Genomic DNA, 14,883 nt, shown 5'->3' with positions numbered 1-14,883 from the left:
CGGTTTCAGCGTCAGATCGGCCGAGAAAACTCGCTAGGGGCGCAGGTCGAGGAAATCGCCAAGCCAGAGCCGCACCTCGGCCAAGCATTCGGGTGACACTGAGCCCGAAACGCGCGTGATCCGCTCGCGAGAGAGGGTGCGAGGTTGCTCGGTCATGACCCAGGATTCACGATCGAGGCCAGTCTCACCGCGCGCCGCAACGTGGTTGGGCCACTGCCGATCGACGCTGGTAATAGGCAAGCCGATCACCAGCGTGGTGACCGCGTCGAGGTAGCCAGTCGAGGCGATCACGAGCAATGGCCTGTGTCCTCCCTGCTCGCGCCCGCGCACCGGATCCAATGCAACCCAAGCGATGTCGCCCGGTGAAAGTTCAGGGTCACTCACTGACGGTCACTCAGAAGCATCTTCACGTGCTGCCCGCTCCCAGGCGGTCGTCTCGCTCTCGTAGCTTCGACGATCGTCTGGCTTGGTGCCCGAGATTGCCGACTTCAATGCTGCGAATCGCAGATCACGCTCAGCCATGTCGGCGAGTTGCTCGAGGTATGCGCCAAGGGTGAGCCCTGCCACGGTGGCCTGCCGCTTCAGCCGATCCCGAAGTTCATTGGGAACCTTGATGGTCGTTGTCATACTCAAAGTATGCCAGTGGTCGATCGCCGTCACCGGGGCGGGCGGGGGTGTAGGCGGGGCGACTCGCTCATCTTCCCCAAATTGTGGATCCTGCTCTGTGTTTCCATCAAGTTGGGGAAGCTGGTCGTAGACCCCACGCGATTTCGAGCAACCCGCGTGCCGCGTGCCGCTCTCATCCTCGGAGATTCGCGTAACTTCGAACTACAGCGCGGCGTGCAACTCCCAGAGCTGCCACGCGGTCGTGGCCCAGCTGAACGACCGGCTGCGATCCTCGGCGAGTACTCGCAGACTGTCGAGCTCGGCCTCCGGGCCGGTGAGCCGGGTGAGCTCATGCGCAAACGCCCCGGCCGAGTCGGCGGTCGTGCCGGCGTCGAGCGCGAGCTCGCCCGCGACCGGGCACTCGCTGTGCAGCACAGGTACCCCGGCGTCGAGTGCACCCAGTACCTCGTACCCGGTGCCGAGGAACTCCTGCGGAAGGGCAAGGAGAAGGGCGCCCGAGAGCACCACACCCATGTCAGTGAGCTCAGTGACCTGTACCTGGTGCACGCGCCCCTGCAAGCCCTCACCCATCTCGGTGAGCGCGGGTGCTGACCCCTGAGCCGGGGCCCCGGCCGTAGCCGTACTCGCACCGCCACTGGCGTGTGTCGATTTGTGTACGGAACCAGGTGCCGCGCTCTGCAGCACGACGAGGTCGGGAAGCGCGGGATCCGCCGCCATTGCGTCAAGGATCCACTCGAGCCTCCCGCGCGCGCCTCGCCCTGCGGTCGTCACGACGTAGCGCTCGGGAAGCCCAAGCTCGGCGCGCCGCGCAGAGGCAACATCCTCGTCGAGCGGCCGCGAAAAGGCTGAGGGCGCCGCCAACGGCAGCACCTGCACGGGAAGGTCAAGGCCATAGTGTTCGTGCAGCACCGTCGCGACCGCGTGGGTGGGCGTGAGTACCGCATCGGCGAAACGCAGCGCGCGTTTTACGAAGGCCCGGTACTGGCGCGCTTCTGAGGCCCCCATGAGTTCGGGCGCGAGCCACGCGAGGGCGTGCGGCACGGTGACCGATGTCTGTGTCGCGTCGTCTTCATGGCGTGCGCGCAGCGGCACGAGCGGTGTCACGGCGTGGACGAATTCGTCATCAAGTGGGCGCGCCGTCGGCCCGGTGCGCCAGAGAAATGGCAGCAGGTTTGCGCGCATCGGTAGGGTCTCGGCGCGCGCTCTGGGGCTCGCGAACGTGGGCAGTTCGCTCCCGTGCGCGAGCAGCAGCCGTGCGCTGCATCCACGCGGCGCGACCCGGGCGATGGCCTCGGTGAGGTCAAGCGCGGCGGCGGCGTGCGCGGCGGCCTCAAGGCCTGGCATTGGCTCGCCGATGAGCGTGAGCGTGGCCACTTTCCTCCTCGGCGCGTTGGTGCAGTGTTCTGGTCCCAGTCTACGGAATGTGCCAATGAACTTCCTGTGCACGGGCGTTTCGTGACGTGATTGTCGCCGGGTGGATCGCCACTCGCCCGGCAGCTTCACAGGCGCCGCGGCGTGAACCTCATACGCTTATCTCATGTGTGATCTCAGTGCCGGCAGCGTCGGGCGGCTTTCCGGTTCGGCTGATCCACAAGCGAACCTGGATGCCGGCGCGTGAGTCTCGATCTCGAACGGCCGCTGCGCAACCCTGATGCGAGCTCGCCGCCGCTGATGACGAAGCGCGCGCGCTGGTTGGTGCTGTGGGGGTTTGTGCTGCCGGGCAGCGCGCAGGTGCTTGCGGGCAATCGCAAGCTGGGGCGGTTCGGCCTGGGCGCAACCCTTGTGCTGCTCGCGCTGGCACTCGTCGGCGTGATCGGCATGTTGTTCGCGCAGGAGACGACGCTGTCGATCGTCACAAACAGCATCTTCCTACTGGTGCTGCAGGGCGTCATTTTTGCGTATGCGGTGCTGTGGCTCGTGCTCGGGTTCGACACGCTGCGGCTCACGCGGCTGGTGTCGGTCACGCCGAACTGGCGGGTGCCGGTGGCGATGCTCGCGGTGATTCTGACGGTGCTGCCAGTGGGAGCTGCGGCCTGGGCCGGGCTCACGGTGGGGGCTGCGCGTGGCGCGATCGGTGACATCTTCGGCGGCGGGGCACCCGCGGTCGAGGCGATTGACGGGCGCTACAACATCCTGCTCCTCGGTGCCGACGCGGGTGAGGATCGCGAGGGCCTTCGGCCCGACAGCATCTCGCTCGTCAGCGTCGATGCGGAGACCGGGCAGTCGGTCATAGTGGGCCTGCCGCGAGACCTCACTGAGATGCCGTTCCCCGAGACATCACCGCTGTATCCGGTGCATCCCAACGGCTTCTGCGTTGGGCCTAACGCCTTCGGCGAGTACGGTGGGTGTCTCACGACCGGCCAGCTGAACGGCCTCTACGCCGAGGTTGAACTGGATATTGATCCGCAGTACAGCTATCTTTACACCGACCTGTACCCGGATGCGACTTCGCGAGGGTCCTCGCCGGGTATCGAAGCAATGAAGGATGCGGTCACGGGTGCGACCGGACTGACCGTGCAGTTCTACGTGTTGGTCGACATGAGTGGCTTTGCGGCGCTCATTGATGCGCTGGGCGGAGTAACGATTGACGTGACGGAGCGGGTCCCGGTCGGCGGGCGTGAGGACGAGGTCACAGGCGAGTGGGTCGATATCGCTTGGTACATTGAGCCGGGCCTGCAAACGCTGAATGGCGACAATGCCCAGTGGTATGCGCGTTCGCGACACGGTTCCGCCGGGGGAGACTACGACCGGATGGTGCGGCAACGAGAATTGCAGGCCGCGATTCTGGCGCAGATGGATCCCGCAAACGTCTTGCTTCGATTCCAGGAGATCGCTGCGACCGGTTCAAACATCGTCGAAACCGATATTCCTGAGTCGATGCTCGGGCGCTTTGTTGACTTGGCGACACGCGCGAAGAACCACACTCCGGTGGCCGTTGAACTCACGCCCCCCGTGGTCGACCCGATGTACCCCGACTATCAGCAGATTCACCAACTCGTGCGCGATGGGGTGGCGCTGGCTTCGCCCGTGCCCGAGCCGGAATAGGCGGGAGTTTCTCGGAATGGCGCGCGGAGCGTATCGGGCCGTCTCGGCGTAGTCAGGGAGTGTGGGGCGGCTTCCCGCTCATCCCAGCTCGGCCATCGATCCAGCCCCGCAGGGCGCTGACCAGTTCAGGCGCCTTCCCCCGGAGCACCCGGCTGAGTGACTCACGCGCAACTCGTGAGCCGACCGCGGCGAGGTGAGGGAGCACAGGGATCGAGGCCCGTCGCGCGAACAGCGTCATGTTACGTATCCCCAGGTACGGGGGGTGGTCGCCCGGTTCCTGGTATGCGATGGCTTGGGGCACCACGAGGCTGCGGAAACCAGCCGCGTGCATGCGCCACCCCGTGTCGACGTCTTCGAAGTACAAGAAGTACTCCTCGGCGAGCCATCCGATCTCTTCCAGCGCCTCCGCGGAATGCATGACGATAGCGCCGTCCAGCCAGTCGACTCGATAGGGTTCCGCAGACAGCGCACGATCCCAGTGGATCCCACGGCCCCCCGGCGTCAGCCTGCCCCCGGCAGAAAACAGCCGGTCTCGGTCGCTGCTGCGGTAGAGCAGCGGGCCGACTGAGCCGATGCGGGTATCGGCCCCGAGCTCGCCGAGCAGCTGCTCGGCAAGCTCGGGGCCGAACTCACTGTCGTGGGTGAGTACGAGAAGTGCGCTCTTGCCGAGGTGATCCCGAGCTTCATTCACCGCTGCGCCATACCCCGGGTTATTCGGCCGAGAGACGAGGATCGTTCGATCCGAACAGGGCCACGCGTGCAGCTGCTCCTCGGCGAGCGTTCCCCCATTGTCGACGATCACGACGAGCCGAGGGGCTGTGCTTTGAGACACCAGTTGAGCGAGAACGTGTCGCACGAGTTCGCTGTTGCGGTAGGCAATGATGAGTGCCACGTAGTCGGTCATGGGGGGTCCTGCCGTGCAAGGGGTGATCTAGACTGGGCAGATGCCTGCCGCGTTCCGATCTTCTCCAGATCGGTCACTCCCAGTGGTGGTCAGTCTGACGAAGTATATCCCGTACCCCGCGGTGACTCATGCGGGTGGTGAGTATCTGCTCGCGCACTACCGGGCGCAGACCAAGATTGCCGCCGTGCGAGCGTTCGCACCAGACACCCCCATTAATCGAGACGCGCTGCCGCGCGCTTCGGGAGAACTCGCGGCACGGCTTCTCTCTGCAGCGCGACCGCCGCTGCGTGGCCTCTTCCTGCGAGTATTCCAGCTTGAATCGGTCTGGGCAGGCAGTGCAATTTACTGGCCGGTCCGTATGCTTTTCCGTTCAGGTCGGGCACCCTGGGGGGCGCTCTCGCAAGCTGATGTCGTTGAATTCCAGTGGTCCGAGATGATCGCGCTCGCCCCGCGCGTGCGTGAGCGGTTGGCGGGTGCACGGCTCGTCGGAGTCGCGCACGACATCATCACCCAACGGCTTGATCGGCAGGCGGCTGGAACGCGGAACACGATTGTTCGCGGGCTGCTGCGCCTCGCCGCTCGACGCAGTCGACGCAGAGAATCCCGAGATTTCGCTTCCCTCGATCTCTTGATCGTGTTCAGTGAGAAGGATGCTGCGCTGGCGCGAGAGCTGGCAGCAACAACTCGAGTCGAGGTGGTGCACCCGGGGCTCGGGCCAACGGATCCACACCCGCGCAACCCGGATACGGCTGAGCCGATCGTGCTATTTACCGGTGCCATGAATCGAACGGAGAATTGGCGATCGGTGCTCTGGTTTCTTGAGGAAATCTGGCCCTCAGTGGTGGCGCGCGTGCCGTCCGCGCGGTTCGTGATCGCTGGGGCGAATCCGCCTGAGGTGCTGGTCGCTCGGGCGGCGGCCAAACCACGGGTGGAACTCACGGGATTCGTAGAGTCGCTCGAGCCTTGGTACGCGCGTGCAAGCGTCTTCGTAGTGCCACTGGTGGCTGGAGCTGGTGTGAAGTTCAAGACAATTGACGCGATGCTCCGCGGTGTGCCGGTCGTGACCACCTCGGTCGGCGCGGAGGGTATCGATGCACACGAGCACTTCGCCGCAGTTACGGAAGACCCAGCGAAATTCGCTGATGCACTCGTGGGGCAGCTTCTCAACTCCGACCAGCAGCGCACTCAGCGTGCGCAGCTGTGGGCAGAGGGCACCTACGGAAGTGCGGCATTTGAGGACAGGATTCGAGAGCTGTATGGCGACTTCTTCGGTTAGTAACGTACACCGGGGGCGCGTTGTCGCGGTGATTTCGGCCTACCGGCCAACCGCCGAACTCGTGGCACACTGCACGCAACTCACCCCTCAGGTGTCTCGCATCATTGTCGTTGACGACGCGAGTGGGCCGGGCGCCGATCCCGTGCTGAGAGCGCTGGAATCGATCGACGTGACGGTGGTACGCCAGCCGGAAAACCTGGGTATTGGGGCCGCAATGAACTGCGGCTTCGACCTGGCGCAGAGCGGCGCCCATGAGCTGGTGGTGACGTTCGATCAGGATTCGTGGGTACCGGAGGGGTACATCGACGCACTCATCAACGAGTTCGACGCGCAGGTATCGGCCGGCCATCGTGTCGGGATGGTGGCACCCGAGTACTTCTCGTCAACGCCCCAAACTCGCGGTGAGCGTTCTGAGTCATATGTGCAGGCCTACGCCCCGATTCAGTCGGGCCTGCTGATGCCGGTTGCGGCCCTGGTCGAGCTCGGCCCGCAGCGGGCCGACTACTTCATCGACCTGGTCGATACCGAATACTTCCTCAGAGCGAGGCGTTCCGGTTACATCGCGTTGTGCGCGCCGGGGCTCACCTTGCCGCACGGCTTCGGGCATCGCCTGTACGTGCACGCGTTTGGCCGGCGATTGCGCAAGCGATCGGGTCGGCCCCGCATGGTGGCCGTCAGCACCCCCTTTCGGTATTACTACCGGGTGCGCAATCGCATTGCAATGAACCGCGAGTACGCGAAAGACCCTGAATTCGGGCGCCTCCTTCGCCGTGACACCCGGTCCGACCTGTTGCTCGACTTTGGTGTCGCTCTGTACAGTGCCCGCGGCAAGTTCGCGCTCCTCCGGGTCATGTGCGCTGGCCTGCGAGATGGGCTTCGGGGCCGCCTGGGGAAGATTCCGCAGCACGTTGCCGAGAAGGCTTCGCGGGTGACGTGGCGTCATCCGGTCATCGAGGAGTCTTGATCGTGGATGCCTGTGTGCGGCGACGAAAAGATTGTGAAGCGGGCGGATCGCTACTCTATGGCTGTGTGTTGTGAATGAACGTGGTGGAGAAAGACAACCCCGAGTCGATGCTTGGTAGGTATCGTGGATATCGAGACCAAGGCGAAAGAACATACTCCGGTGGCCGTCGAGTCGATACCGTCGATGGTGGATCCTATGTACCCGACTGCGCGCAGATTCAGAGGCTTGTTGCCGACGGGGTCGCGGCCGCCTCCCCGCACCCTGAGGAGGGCTAGCCCGGAGAATCTGCGACGGGTACTCCGCTTTTTAGCACGCGGGTTTCGGCTTTCTGGGCGGGGTGCCAGCGCTAAGGGCTCGAATCTGGAAGCGGCGTAGTGTGCGTCGCGAACTGATGTGCGAGTTCTTCGAGGCTGAATTTGTCTTGCGCGGCAAAGATCACGAGGGCGAACGCTTCATCATTCGAAAACGTCACTTGGCGACCGTTGAGCCGCAGAAACGTGAACGTGAGTAGCAGCGAGAGACGCTTGTTGCCGTCGAACTGCGCATGATTCTGTGCGAGCGAGCTGAGAAGTGCGGCGGCCTTGAGCTCTAGCGTTGCATACGCATCCTCACCAAACAGGCTCGTCGCTGGTCTCGCGAGAGCTGAGAAGAGCAGGCCGCGATCGCGTACACGGAGCCCAAGATGCTCGACTACTGCAATGGCTTGAGGAGGGTCGATGTAGACCGTCATGCGTCGGCGAGTCGGCGGATCGCGTCGGCGTATTCCGCGCCAATTATGTCCACCGCACTCAACACGGCTGCGGTCTTTGCCTCCTCGGCAATCAATCGTTCGGCGGCCTCGATGAGTACGGCGTGCTTTGATGTGTGCCGCGCGCGCGCGAGGAGTTCGAGCTTCGTGTCGAGTTCCTCCGGAAGCCTTACAGTCATCGCCATACCAAAATGGTACCGAGATACCTGACTGGTATCAATGGCGATTGCGCAACCTTTGCGCGAGGGGCGCACGACGAAATGCCGCGCCATGGTCGATATCAGCGCGTCGGCCGCAGACTGGGTTTGACCAGAGACCCTGAGCGGGGTGTCAACTACACGCGCATCGCGCCGCGAGCGAGTAGTAACTGGTCGGCGCGGCTGAGTTCAGCAGCCTCCGCATAGTGGCCCACCAACTGGTCACACAGTGCGGCCCACGTGCGTTCGCGCACGGAGAGCCGCGCGGCCGACGCAAACGCGGCGCGCTTGGCATCGTCGCCGGTGAGGTCGGTCACGCGGGCGCGCAGCTCGGCCAGATTGTCTGGCTCGTATAGCCATCCGTTCACGCTGCTACGCACGAGGTCGACGGGGCCGCCGCGGCCGGTGGCGACCACGGGCATGCCGCTCGCGAGCGCTTCCTGCACCGTTTGGCAGAACGTCTCGGACTCGCCCGGGTGCACGAAAACGTCGAAGCTGGCCATCGCTTCGGCGAGTTCGGTGCCATCCAGAAATCCGGTGAAGTGCGCGTTGGGCAGCAGTCGCTCGAGCTCCGGCCGGCTGGGCCCGTCTCCCACGATCACGAGGCGCACTCCGGGCAGGTCGTGGAGCGCGGCGAGATCCTCGTCCTGCTTTTCGGGGGCGAGGCGCCCCACGTAGCCGACCAGTAACTGGCCTTGCCCGACTTGCTCGCGCCAGGTCTCGCTGCGGCGCGCGGGGGTGAATCGCTCGGCGTCGACCCCTCGCCCCCAGCGGCGCAGGCGTTCGACCCCCAGCTCGCTGAGGTGTGTGTGCGCCGATGTCGAGGGCACGAGCGTAAGGGTGGATCGACGGTGCAGTCGGGCGATGTGCGCCGCGGCGAGGGGAGCGACCCCGGGGATCCCGTACTTCTCGGTGTAGGCGACGATGTCAGTTTGATAGACGGCGACCGAGGGGATGCCTAACGCGTCGGCGGCAAGCACCCCGTTCCATCCGAGCAACAGCGGTGAGGCGAGGTGCACGATGTCGGCGCCGAACGATACAAGTGACTGCGCGATCTTCGCGGGGCGCGTGAACACCATGCGCACCTCGGGGTAGGACGGGAGCGGATACGACCGCAGCAACTCAGTGCGGGCACCGTGGAGGTCGGCCTCGATGGCTCCCGCGTCCGGGGCCAGCACCAGGAGCTCGTGGCCGGCCGCGCCAAGGTGTTTGAGCACCTGCATGACCGAGCCTGTGACGCCGTTCATGTGGGGGAGGAAGGATTCAGCAATCAGAGCGATCTTCACACCTCAATGGTGGCGGCTCCCGGCCTCAGGAATCGTGAAAAGCGCTCCCCACCACCAAGTGTTCACGCACCCCACACCTCGGGGTCAAGTTGGTGAATCTTCGGCGCTCGAAATCTCGCACTGGCCCGGCTTCCCCGGCTCGACTGTCAGCAACTCACCCGGCTAGTCGTTCAGGCGTCAGCGATGCGCCTTGTCTCGGCGCGCAACTCATCTGGATCAAACCCGAGTTCACGGGTCAATTCTTCAAGTGGGCGAGTCGCAATTTCACCACGGCGGATCGCAGCGACCTCGTCTGCGAGAAAAACACTGGTGCACATGGGGTACATCGTAACTGTTACTCCTCAAATTGCTCACGCGGAGAATGCTCAAAGCGATGTGTGCGGCGCCGTGTGCCTCAAGTTCAAGACAGATGGCTTCGCCAGAGTGGATCGCGCCCCTAGCGTGCGAGGTACGCGGTAAGCGCGTCTCGCGCGTCGCGCGGTGTGAATCCGGTGGTCTCTATCTTGTCGAGCGACAGGGTGCTGAAGAGCGGACGCGGGGCAACCTGCTTGCCAGCGAAGTACTCGGCTGTGGTGGTGCCGCTGACGCGCTCAGGGTCGTGCCCGGTGCCCGAGTAGACGAGCTTCGCGATGTCGGCCCACGACATCACGGGACCTTCGTTCGTGAGGTTGTAGGTGCCAAAGGCAGCGCGCGACTGCAGCAGGTGCACGATGCCACCGGCGATGTCTACGGTGAAGCTGAGGCGCCCAATCTGATCATTCACAACGCTCGGATCGATGCCACGCTCGGCGAGCGAGGCCATCGTGCGCACGAAGTTGTTGCCGTCGCCGATCACCCAGCTGGTGCGCACGATGTAGTGCCGCGGCACCGTCGACACCAGCGCGTCGCCCGCGGCCTTGGTCTGGCCGTAGACGCCGAGCGGGGAGAAGTCGTCGGTCTCCAGGTACATGCGCTTGGTTCCGTCAAACACGTAGTCGCTCGAGACGTGCACCAGGGTCAGGCCCTGCTCTGTGGCGATGCGCGCAAGCCGGGCCACGCCGGTGACGTTCGCGTCCCACGCGTCGCGTCGCCCCTCGGGGGTCTCGGCAGCATCAACGGCGGTGTAGGCGGCGGCGTTGATCACGGTGTCGTAGTCGGCCCACCGCACGCGATCGAGCGTCTCTTCGTTGAAGAGGTCGATGCGGCTGCGATCCGCAAAATCAGCGTGGGGGAGCGCCTGCTGCAGCGCTCGACCCAGCTGACCGTTCGCACCGAGCACGAGCGTGCGCTTCGGCTTCATCGGCACGACATCTGCGAGCACCGGGTGGGCGAGATCCTTCTCCGAGCGCTCGGCCTCCTCGAGGGGAATCGGCCATTCGATCGCGGCGGTCGGGTCGGCAAGGTTCAAGAAGGTGTATTCACTCTGCGCCTCGGCGCTCCAGTGCGCGTTGACCAGGTACACATACGCGGTGTTGTCTTCGAGCGTCTGGTAGGAGTTGCCCACGCCACGTGGCACGAAGATCGCGGTCGACGGGTCGAGCTCGGCGGTGAAGACCGTGCCGAAGGTGTCACCCTCGCGCAGATCCACCCATGCGCCGAAGATCTTGCCGGTCGCGACCGAGACAAACTTGTCCCACGGCTCCGCGTGAATGCCGCGCGTGGCACCCCGCTTGTCGTTGAACGAGATGTTGTTCTGCACCGGCCCGAAATCAGGCAGGCCGAGGGCGACCATCTTCTCGCGCTGCCAGTTCTCTTTGAACCAGCCGCGGTTGTCACCGTGCACGGGCAGGTCGAGCAGCACGAGCCCAGGAATGGTGGTTTCGCGGATCGCGAGTGGCTTGGCGGCCATGCTCACTGCCCCTGTTCTTTGTACTTCGCTTCGGTCGCGGCCTTTTGCGGTTGCCACCACTCGGGGTTGTTGCGGTACCAATCGATGGTGGCGGCGAGGCCCTTTTCGAAGTCGGGGAAGGACGGTTGCCAGCGGAGTTCGTCGCGCAGCTTCGTGCTGTCAATCGCGTAACGCAGGTCGTGGCCGGGGCGGTCGACGACGTGTTCGTAGGCATCTGCGGGCTGCCCCATGGTGGTGAGGATCAGCTCCAGCACCTCCTTGTTGTTCTTTTCTCCGTCTGCGCCGATGAGGTAGGTCTCGCCGATGCGGCCGGCTTCGACGATGCGCAGCACGGCAGAGGAGTGGTCGTCGGCGTGGATCCAATCGCGCACGTTGAGGCCTTCGCCGTAGAGCTTCGGGCGGTCGCCGACCAGGATGTTGGTGATCTGGCGCGGGATGAACTTCTCGACGTGCTGGCGCGGGCCGTAATTGTTTGAGCAGTTAGAGATGGTGGCCTGTACGCCGAATGAACGAACCCACGCGCGCACCAGTAGGTCGCTGCCCGCCTTGGTGGACGAGTAGGGCGAGGAAGGGTTGTAGGGGGTCTGCTCGGTGAACCGCTCGGGGTCGTCGAGCTCGAGGTCGCCGTACACCTCGTCGGTGGAGATGTGATGGTACCGCTTCTCGTGGCGACGCACGGCCTCGAGCAGCGTATAAGTACCCACGATGTTGGTGTCAAGGAACGGGCGCGGGTCGTGCAGCGAGTTGTCGTTGTGCGACTCGGCGGCGTAGTGCACCACCACGTCGGTGTCGGCGATCAGTCGGTCGACCAGCGGGGCATCGCAGATATCACCGTGAACCACGGTGACGCGGTTTTCGGGAAGACCCGCGAGCGAGGCCTCGTTGCCGGCGTAGGTGAACTTGTCGAGCACGGTTACCACGTCGTCGGTGTTCGCGACGAGGTAATGCACGAAGTTGGAGCCGATAAAGCCAGCTCCGCCGGTCACGAGAATCTTGCGGGCCACTGAGGTCCTCCTGCGTTAGTACGTGTCTCTGCACGCAGACATACGCTCTCAGTCTAACTTCGGGTCGCTGCGCGAACCTTGAGCGCGCCTCGCACTCTGAGCCCGGCGGTGATCCCCCAGCGCAGCGGGGCGTTCCACGCCCCCGCGTAGCGCTTGTTCATGAAGCGGATAGCGCTCTTCGTCATCGCCCGCTCCACGACGACGGCATGCTTCTTCGTGGAGTGTGCGCCCGAGTGTTCGACTGACACCGCGGGCTCGAAGACGTTGGTGAGACCGAGCCCCCCGATCCGCCACCCGAGGTCAATGTCCTCGAAGTGCATGAAGTACGCTTCGTCCCAGCCGCCGAGATTCTCGAAGACCGAGCGTTTCACCATGACTGCTGCGCCAGAGAGGGAACCTGCAGTGCGCCGCTCGTTGTAGTGTGCGGCATCTTGATAGGCACGCGTCCAGGGGTTCCCCGGCCAGATCTTGCTGAACAGCGCGTGGCCTACGCCGGTGCCAACCGATGGAATGTTTCGAGCTGAGGGGTACACGCTGCCGTCTTCATTCAGGATGCGTGGGCCGATGCTCCCGGCATCCGGATCGCCCAGCAGCGAGGCGGCGAGTTGACCGATGGCGGGTTCAACGAAACGCACGTCGGGATTGCAGAAGAAGTAGGCATCGAGGGGGGTGTGTGCGGCGACCCCGAGCTTCAGCGCACGCACCCCGGCGTTCATGCCGGCGCCGTAGCCAGGGTTTGCAGGGATTGGCACATACTGGGCACCGTAGCGCTGCGCGATGCCCTGCACACTCTCGTGATCCGGCTTGTTGTCGACTACCACGACGGGGAGGTCGCCGTGGTACTCGCGCAAGCTGCGGAGAAATACCGTGAGCGCGTCGCCTGATCCGTAGCTCACCGTCACCACGCCCACATTGGTCAGCGGATTTGAGTGCGGGGGAACGGCTTCTGGCATGGCACCCATCTTATGGACTAGGGATTCAGGTCGAGCCCTGCATGCCTTCGATAAGCTTGCCCTTGATCTGTGGAAAGGACGTGCTCCATGAAGGGCATCATTCTCGCTGGTGGTTCTGGCACCCGGCTCTGGCCCATCACGAAGGGCATTTCGAAACAGCTCATGCCCATTTTCGACAAGCCCATGGTCTACTACCCTCTATCGACCCTCATGATGGCCGGCATTCGTGAGGTCCTCATCATCACGACCCCCGAGTACAACGACCAATTCCGCGCACTTTTCGGTGACGGGTCGCAGCTGGGAATGCGGATTGGGTACGCGGTGCAGCCTTCTCCGGAGGGTCTTGCGCAGGCCTTCATCATCGGTGAGGACTTTGTTGGAGACGACAGCGTGGCGCTCGTGCTTGGAGACAACATCTTTCACGGTGTCGGTCTGGGGACGAGTCTGCGCAAGAACAACGAGGTCGACGGTGCTCTGGTGTTCGCATATCACGTGGCAGAGCCGCAGGCGTACGGTGTCATAGAGTTTGATGAGCGCATGCGCGCGGTGTCCATTGAAGAGAAACCGCAGCAACCTAAGAGCAACTACGCCATTCCCGGCCTGTATTTCTATGACAATGACGTGGTGCGGATCGCGAAGACCATTCAGCCGAGCGCCCGAGGCGAGCTTGAGATCTCGAGCGTCAACGAGGCGTACCTGAACGCCGGGAAGCTCTCGGTGCAGGTGCTGGACCGCGGAACCGCGTGGCTCGACACCGGCACATTCGAATCGATGATGCAGGCCGCCGAGTACGTGCGGGTAATCGAAGAACGCCAGGGGTTCAAAATCGGCTGCATTGAGGAAATCGCGTGGCGCAACGGGTGGATCAATGACGCGCAACTCGCCGAGCTTGCGGCCCCACTGCAGAAAAGTGGCTACGGCCGGTACCTGTCAACGCTGAGCGAGTGAGGCGGGGCGACGCTGTTCGCGTTCCTGCCACTGCGCGATGTCGTCGGCGAGAATGCCGCTCCATGCTGCTTGGCTGACACTTAAGAGGAGGTCGCCGGCCGCGTACGCTGCTTCGAGCGCGGTGATCTGCCCGGTATCTATCCCTTGCCGCTGCATGCCGATGGAGTTGATGCCGTGAATGCGTACCGGCGACCCAAAGGCCTTCACGTACGGTGGAAGGTCTCGGGCGACGGGCGTTCCCATGCCGATCATGCAGCCCGCGCCAATGTACGTGCGCTGGTGCACGGCCGCGTTCATGCCGATATTGACTCGATCGCCAATCACGCAGTGCCCACCGATGCTCACTCCAGCGCTGACCGTGCTCCCCTCGCCGAGCAGCACGTCGTGCGCCAGGTACGCGCGATTGAGCACCCAAGCACCCGCACCCACGGTTGTTGCTCGGTAACTTCCCTGGTGGATCACCGCACCTTCGCGGATCACGGCACCTTGGGCGATCCTCACGCCTGAGTGTTCCAGATCACCGGCCCATGCGGCGTTTTGTGGCTGGTCCGTCATCTCCGGAGGTGCGCCGACCTGTGCGCCTGCCCCAATGTAGACATCGTCCTCGATGATGCAGGGGCCAAGTATTACGGCTCCCGGGCCTATCGTGAGCCGTTCGCCGAGTTGAACCCCCGGGCCGATAATAGCGTCAGAACTGATGCGCGATTCAGGTGATAGGGGATTCATGACTGGCCATCCTCTGAGGTTTCTTCTTGCTTCCCGGTGCGATCGTCGAGGCGGGCTTCCATGAGAGCTACCGCACGCGCGAGATCTGTTACCCGGGCATCGCTTCGCGCTTTGGCACGCACCACGGACACGGCAAAGAGCATGCACGCGATTATGAACACGTAGAGCAAGAGATCTGTGCCGCGGCCGATGCCGAGGAGATTTGCGATGGTGGTCAAGGCGGCGGGGAACACGATCGCAAGTATCGCGGCGACGACGAAAAGCATCGCAAGGATTCGTTTCACAGCGAGGGATCCGTCCCCCGGAAGGAAGCGAATTGCAAGGATCGCTGCGAACGCAACGCCAAAAATCAGTATGAACTGGAAAATTGTCATGGA

Annotated in this window: 17 protein-coding genes; 4 read left to right on the top strand and 13 right to left on the bottom strand. The window is 63.8% G+C overall.

The features are described 5' to 3' along the window. Positions 1–33: 33 nt before the first annotated feature. The 3 genes from ACR0R4_RS02480 to ACR0R4_RS02470 form a co-directional block, all read right to left on the bottom strand. A complete protein-coding gene (locus tag ACR0R4_RS02480; protein ID WP_433645759.1) occupies positions 34–384 on the bottom strand; it encodes a type II toxin-antitoxin system PemK/MazF family toxin in 351 nt (116 codons plus the stop codon). 6 nt (positions 385–390) lie between these two features. Further along, complete coding sequence (locus ACR0R4_RS02475; protein ID WP_433645758.1) at positions 391–627, bottom strand: hypothetical protein; 237 nt, start codon at positions 625–627, stop codon at positions 391–393. Between the two features lie 201 nt (positions 628–828). Next, the gene (locus ACR0R4_RS02470) at positions 829–2,001 is read right to left on the bottom strand and encodes a glycosyltransferase family protein (RefSeq protein WP_433645757.1); all 1,173 of its coding nucleotides are present in this window, start codon (positions 1,999–2,001) and stop codon (positions 829–831) included. A 240-nt stretch (positions 2,002–2,241) separates the two neighbouring features. Between ACR0R4_RS02470 and ACR0R4_RS02465 the strand changes: the two genes are divergently transcribed. Further along, positions 2,242–3,672, top strand: coding sequence for an LCP family protein (locus tag ACR0R4_RS02465; protein WP_433645756.1), 1,431 nt, complete (start codon positions 2,242–2,244; stop codon positions 3,670–3,672). A 52-nt stretch (positions 3,673–3,724) separates the two neighbouring features. Here ACR0R4_RS02465 and ACR0R4_RS02460 read toward each other — a convergent pair whose 3' ends face one another. Then, positions 3,725–4,576: a glycosyltransferase family 2 protein gene (locus ACR0R4_RS02460; protein WP_433645755.1), complete on the bottom strand. Its 852-nt coding sequence runs from the start codon at positions 4,574–4,576 to the stop codon at positions 3,725–3,727. 40 nt (positions 4,577–4,616) lie between these two features. Here ACR0R4_RS02460 and ACR0R4_RS02455 point away from each other — a divergent pair, with 40 nt between their 5' ends. Both ACR0R4_RS02455 and ACR0R4_RS02450 read left to right on the top strand, forming a co-directional pair. Continuing rightward, positions 4,617–5,852 carry a glycosyltransferase gene (locus ACR0R4_RS02455; protein ID WP_433645754.1) on the top strand — a complete coding sequence of 412 codons (1,236 nt, stop codon included), beginning with the start codon at positions 4,617–4,619 and terminating at the stop codon, positions 5,850–5,852. After that, the gene (locus tag ACR0R4_RS02450) at positions 5,833–6,816 is read left to right on the top strand and encodes a glycosyltransferase (RefSeq protein ID WP_433645753.1); all 984 of its coding nucleotides are present in this window, start codon (positions 5,833–5,835) and stop codon (positions 6,814–6,816) included. The genes ACR0R4_RS02455 and ACR0R4_RS02450 overlap by 20 nt, the downstream gene beginning before the upstream one ends. Before the next feature lie 346 nt (positions 6,817–7,162). Here the strand turns inward: ACR0R4_RS02450 and ACR0R4_RS02445 are convergent, their stop codons facing one another. The 7 genes from ACR0R4_RS02445 to ACR0R4_RS02415 form a co-directional block, all read right to left on the bottom strand. Next, entirely contained in the window at positions 7,163–7,546 is a 384-nt protein-coding gene (locus ACR0R4_RS02445) for a type II toxin-antitoxin system death-on-curing family toxin (RefSeq protein WP_433645752.1), read from the bottom strand. Continuing rightward, complete coding sequence (locus tag ACR0R4_RS02440) at positions 7,543–7,749, bottom strand: ribbon-helix-helix protein, CopG family (RefSeq protein ID WP_433645751.1); 207 nt, start codon at positions 7,747–7,749, stop codon at positions 7,543–7,545. The genes ACR0R4_RS02445 and ACR0R4_RS02440 overlap by 4 nt, the downstream gene beginning before the upstream one ends. 149 nt (positions 7,750–7,898) lie before the next feature. Continuing rightward, a complete protein-coding gene (locus tag ACR0R4_RS02435) occupies positions 7,899–9,047 on the bottom strand; it encodes a glycosyltransferase family 4 protein (RefSeq protein WP_433645750.1) in 1,149 nt (382 codons plus the stop codon). A 170-nt stretch (positions 9,048–9,217) separates the two neighbouring features. Beyond that, a complete protein-coding gene (locus ACR0R4_RS02430; RefSeq protein WP_433645749.1) occupies positions 9,218–9,364 on the bottom strand; it encodes a hypothetical protein in 147 nt (48 codons plus the stop codon). 119 nt (positions 9,365–9,483) lie between these two features. Further along, the gene (locus ACR0R4_RS02425; protein ID WP_433645748.1) at positions 9,484–10,875 is read right to left on the bottom strand and encodes a sugar nucleotide-binding protein; all 1,392 of its coding nucleotides are present in this window, start codon (positions 10,873–10,875) and stop codon (positions 9,484–9,486) included. A 2-nt stretch (positions 10,876–10,877) separates the two neighbouring features. Then, positions 10,878–11,879: a dTDP-glucose 4,6-dehydratase gene (gene rfbB, locus ACR0R4_RS02420; RefSeq protein ID WP_433645747.1), complete on the bottom strand. Its 1,002-nt coding sequence runs from the start codon at positions 11,877–11,879 to the stop codon at positions 10,878–10,880. 53 nt (positions 11,880–11,932) lie between these two features. Then, on the bottom strand, positions 11,933–12,832 hold the full coding sequence (locus ACR0R4_RS02415) for a glycosyltransferase (RefSeq protein WP_433645746.1): 900 nt from the start codon (positions 12,830–12,832) through the stop codon (positions 11,933–11,935). Between the two features lie 87 nt (positions 12,833–12,919). On the opposite strand from ACR0R4_RS02415, the gene rfbA reads away from it, so the two are divergent. Continuing rightward, positions 12,920–13,780 (top strand): glucose-1-phosphate thymidylyltransferase RfbA, encoded by an 861-nt coding sequence (rfbA, locus tag ACR0R4_RS02410; RefSeq protein WP_433645745.1) that lies wholly within the window; start codon positions 12,920–12,922, stop codon positions 13,778–13,780. On the opposite strand, the gene ACR0R4_RS02405 is transcribed toward rfbA, so the two are convergent. Then, on the bottom strand, positions 13,763–14,506 hold the full coding sequence (locus tag ACR0R4_RS02405; RefSeq protein ID WP_433645744.1) for a DapH/DapD/GlmU-related protein: 744 nt from the start codon (positions 14,504–14,506) through the stop codon (positions 13,763–13,765). The two genes, rfbA and ACR0R4_RS02405, sit on opposite strands and share 18 nt — an antisense overlap. Beyond that, positions 14,503–14,880, bottom strand: coding sequence for a DUF2304 domain-containing protein (locus tag ACR0R4_RS02400; RefSeq protein ID WP_433645743.1), 378 nt, complete (start codon positions 14,878–14,880; stop codon positions 14,503–14,505). Before ACR0R4_RS02400 ends, ACR0R4_RS02405 begins: the two co-directional genes overlap by 4 nt. Between the last annotated feature and the right edge of the window lie 3 nt (positions 14,881–14,883).

It is taken from the genome of Leucobacter fengyongliangi (assembly GCF_050971685.1).
GTDB lineage: Bacteria > Actinomycetota > Actinomycetes > Actinomycetales > Microbacteriaceae > Leucobacter.
Note: the sequence above shows the minus strand (reverse complement) of the source record. Positions and strands in the feature narration are given on the sequence as shown.

Coding starts and splice junctions, on each gene's coding strand:
- ACR0R4_RS02475 (WP_433645758.1), bottom strand. CDS start 627: ATGACAACGACCATCAAGGTTCCCAATGAACTTCGGGATCGGCTGAAG.
- ACR0R4_RS02460 (WP_433645755.1), bottom strand. CDS start 4,576: ATGACCGACTACGTGGCACTCATCATTGCCTACCGCAACAGCGAACTC.
- ACR0R4_RS02455 (WP_433645754.1), top strand. CDS start 4,617: ATGCCTGCCGCGTTCCGATCTTCTCCAGATCGGTCACTCCCAGTGGTG.
- ACR0R4_RS02450 (WP_433645753.1), top strand. CDS start 5,833: ATGGCGACTTCTTCGGTTAGTAACGTACACCGGGGGCGCGTTGTCGCG.
- ACR0R4_RS02445 (WP_433645752.1), bottom strand. CDS start 7,546: ATGACGGTCTACATCGACCCTCCTCAAGCCATTGCAGTAGTCGAGCAT.
- ACR0R4_RS02440 (WP_433645751.1), bottom strand. CDS start 7,749: ATGGCGATGACTGTAAGGCTTCCGGAGGAACTCGACACGAAGCTCGAA.
- ACR0R4_RS02430 (WP_433645749.1), bottom strand. CDS start 9,364: ATGTGCACCAGTGTTTTTCTCGCAGACGAGGTCGCTGCGATCCGCCGT.
- ACR0R4_RS02425 (WP_433645748.1), bottom strand. CDS start 10,875: ATGGCCGCCAAGCCACTCGCGATCCGCGAAACCACCATTCCTGGGCTC.
- ACR0R4_RS02415 (WP_433645746.1), bottom strand. CDS start 12,832: ATGCCAGAAGCCGTTCCCCCGCACTCAAATCCGCTGACCAATGTGGGC.
- rfbA (WP_433645745.1), top strand. CDS start 12,920: ATGAAGGGCATCATTCTCGCTGGTGGTTCTGGCACCCGGCTCTGGCCC.
- ACR0R4_RS02405 (WP_433645744.1), bottom strand. CDS start 14,506: ATGAATCCCCTATCACCTGAATCGCGCATCAGTTCTGACGCTATTATC.
- ACR0R4_RS02400 (WP_433645743.1), bottom strand. CDS start 14,880: ATGACAATTTTCCAGTTCATACTGATTTTTGGCGTTGCGTTCGCAGCG.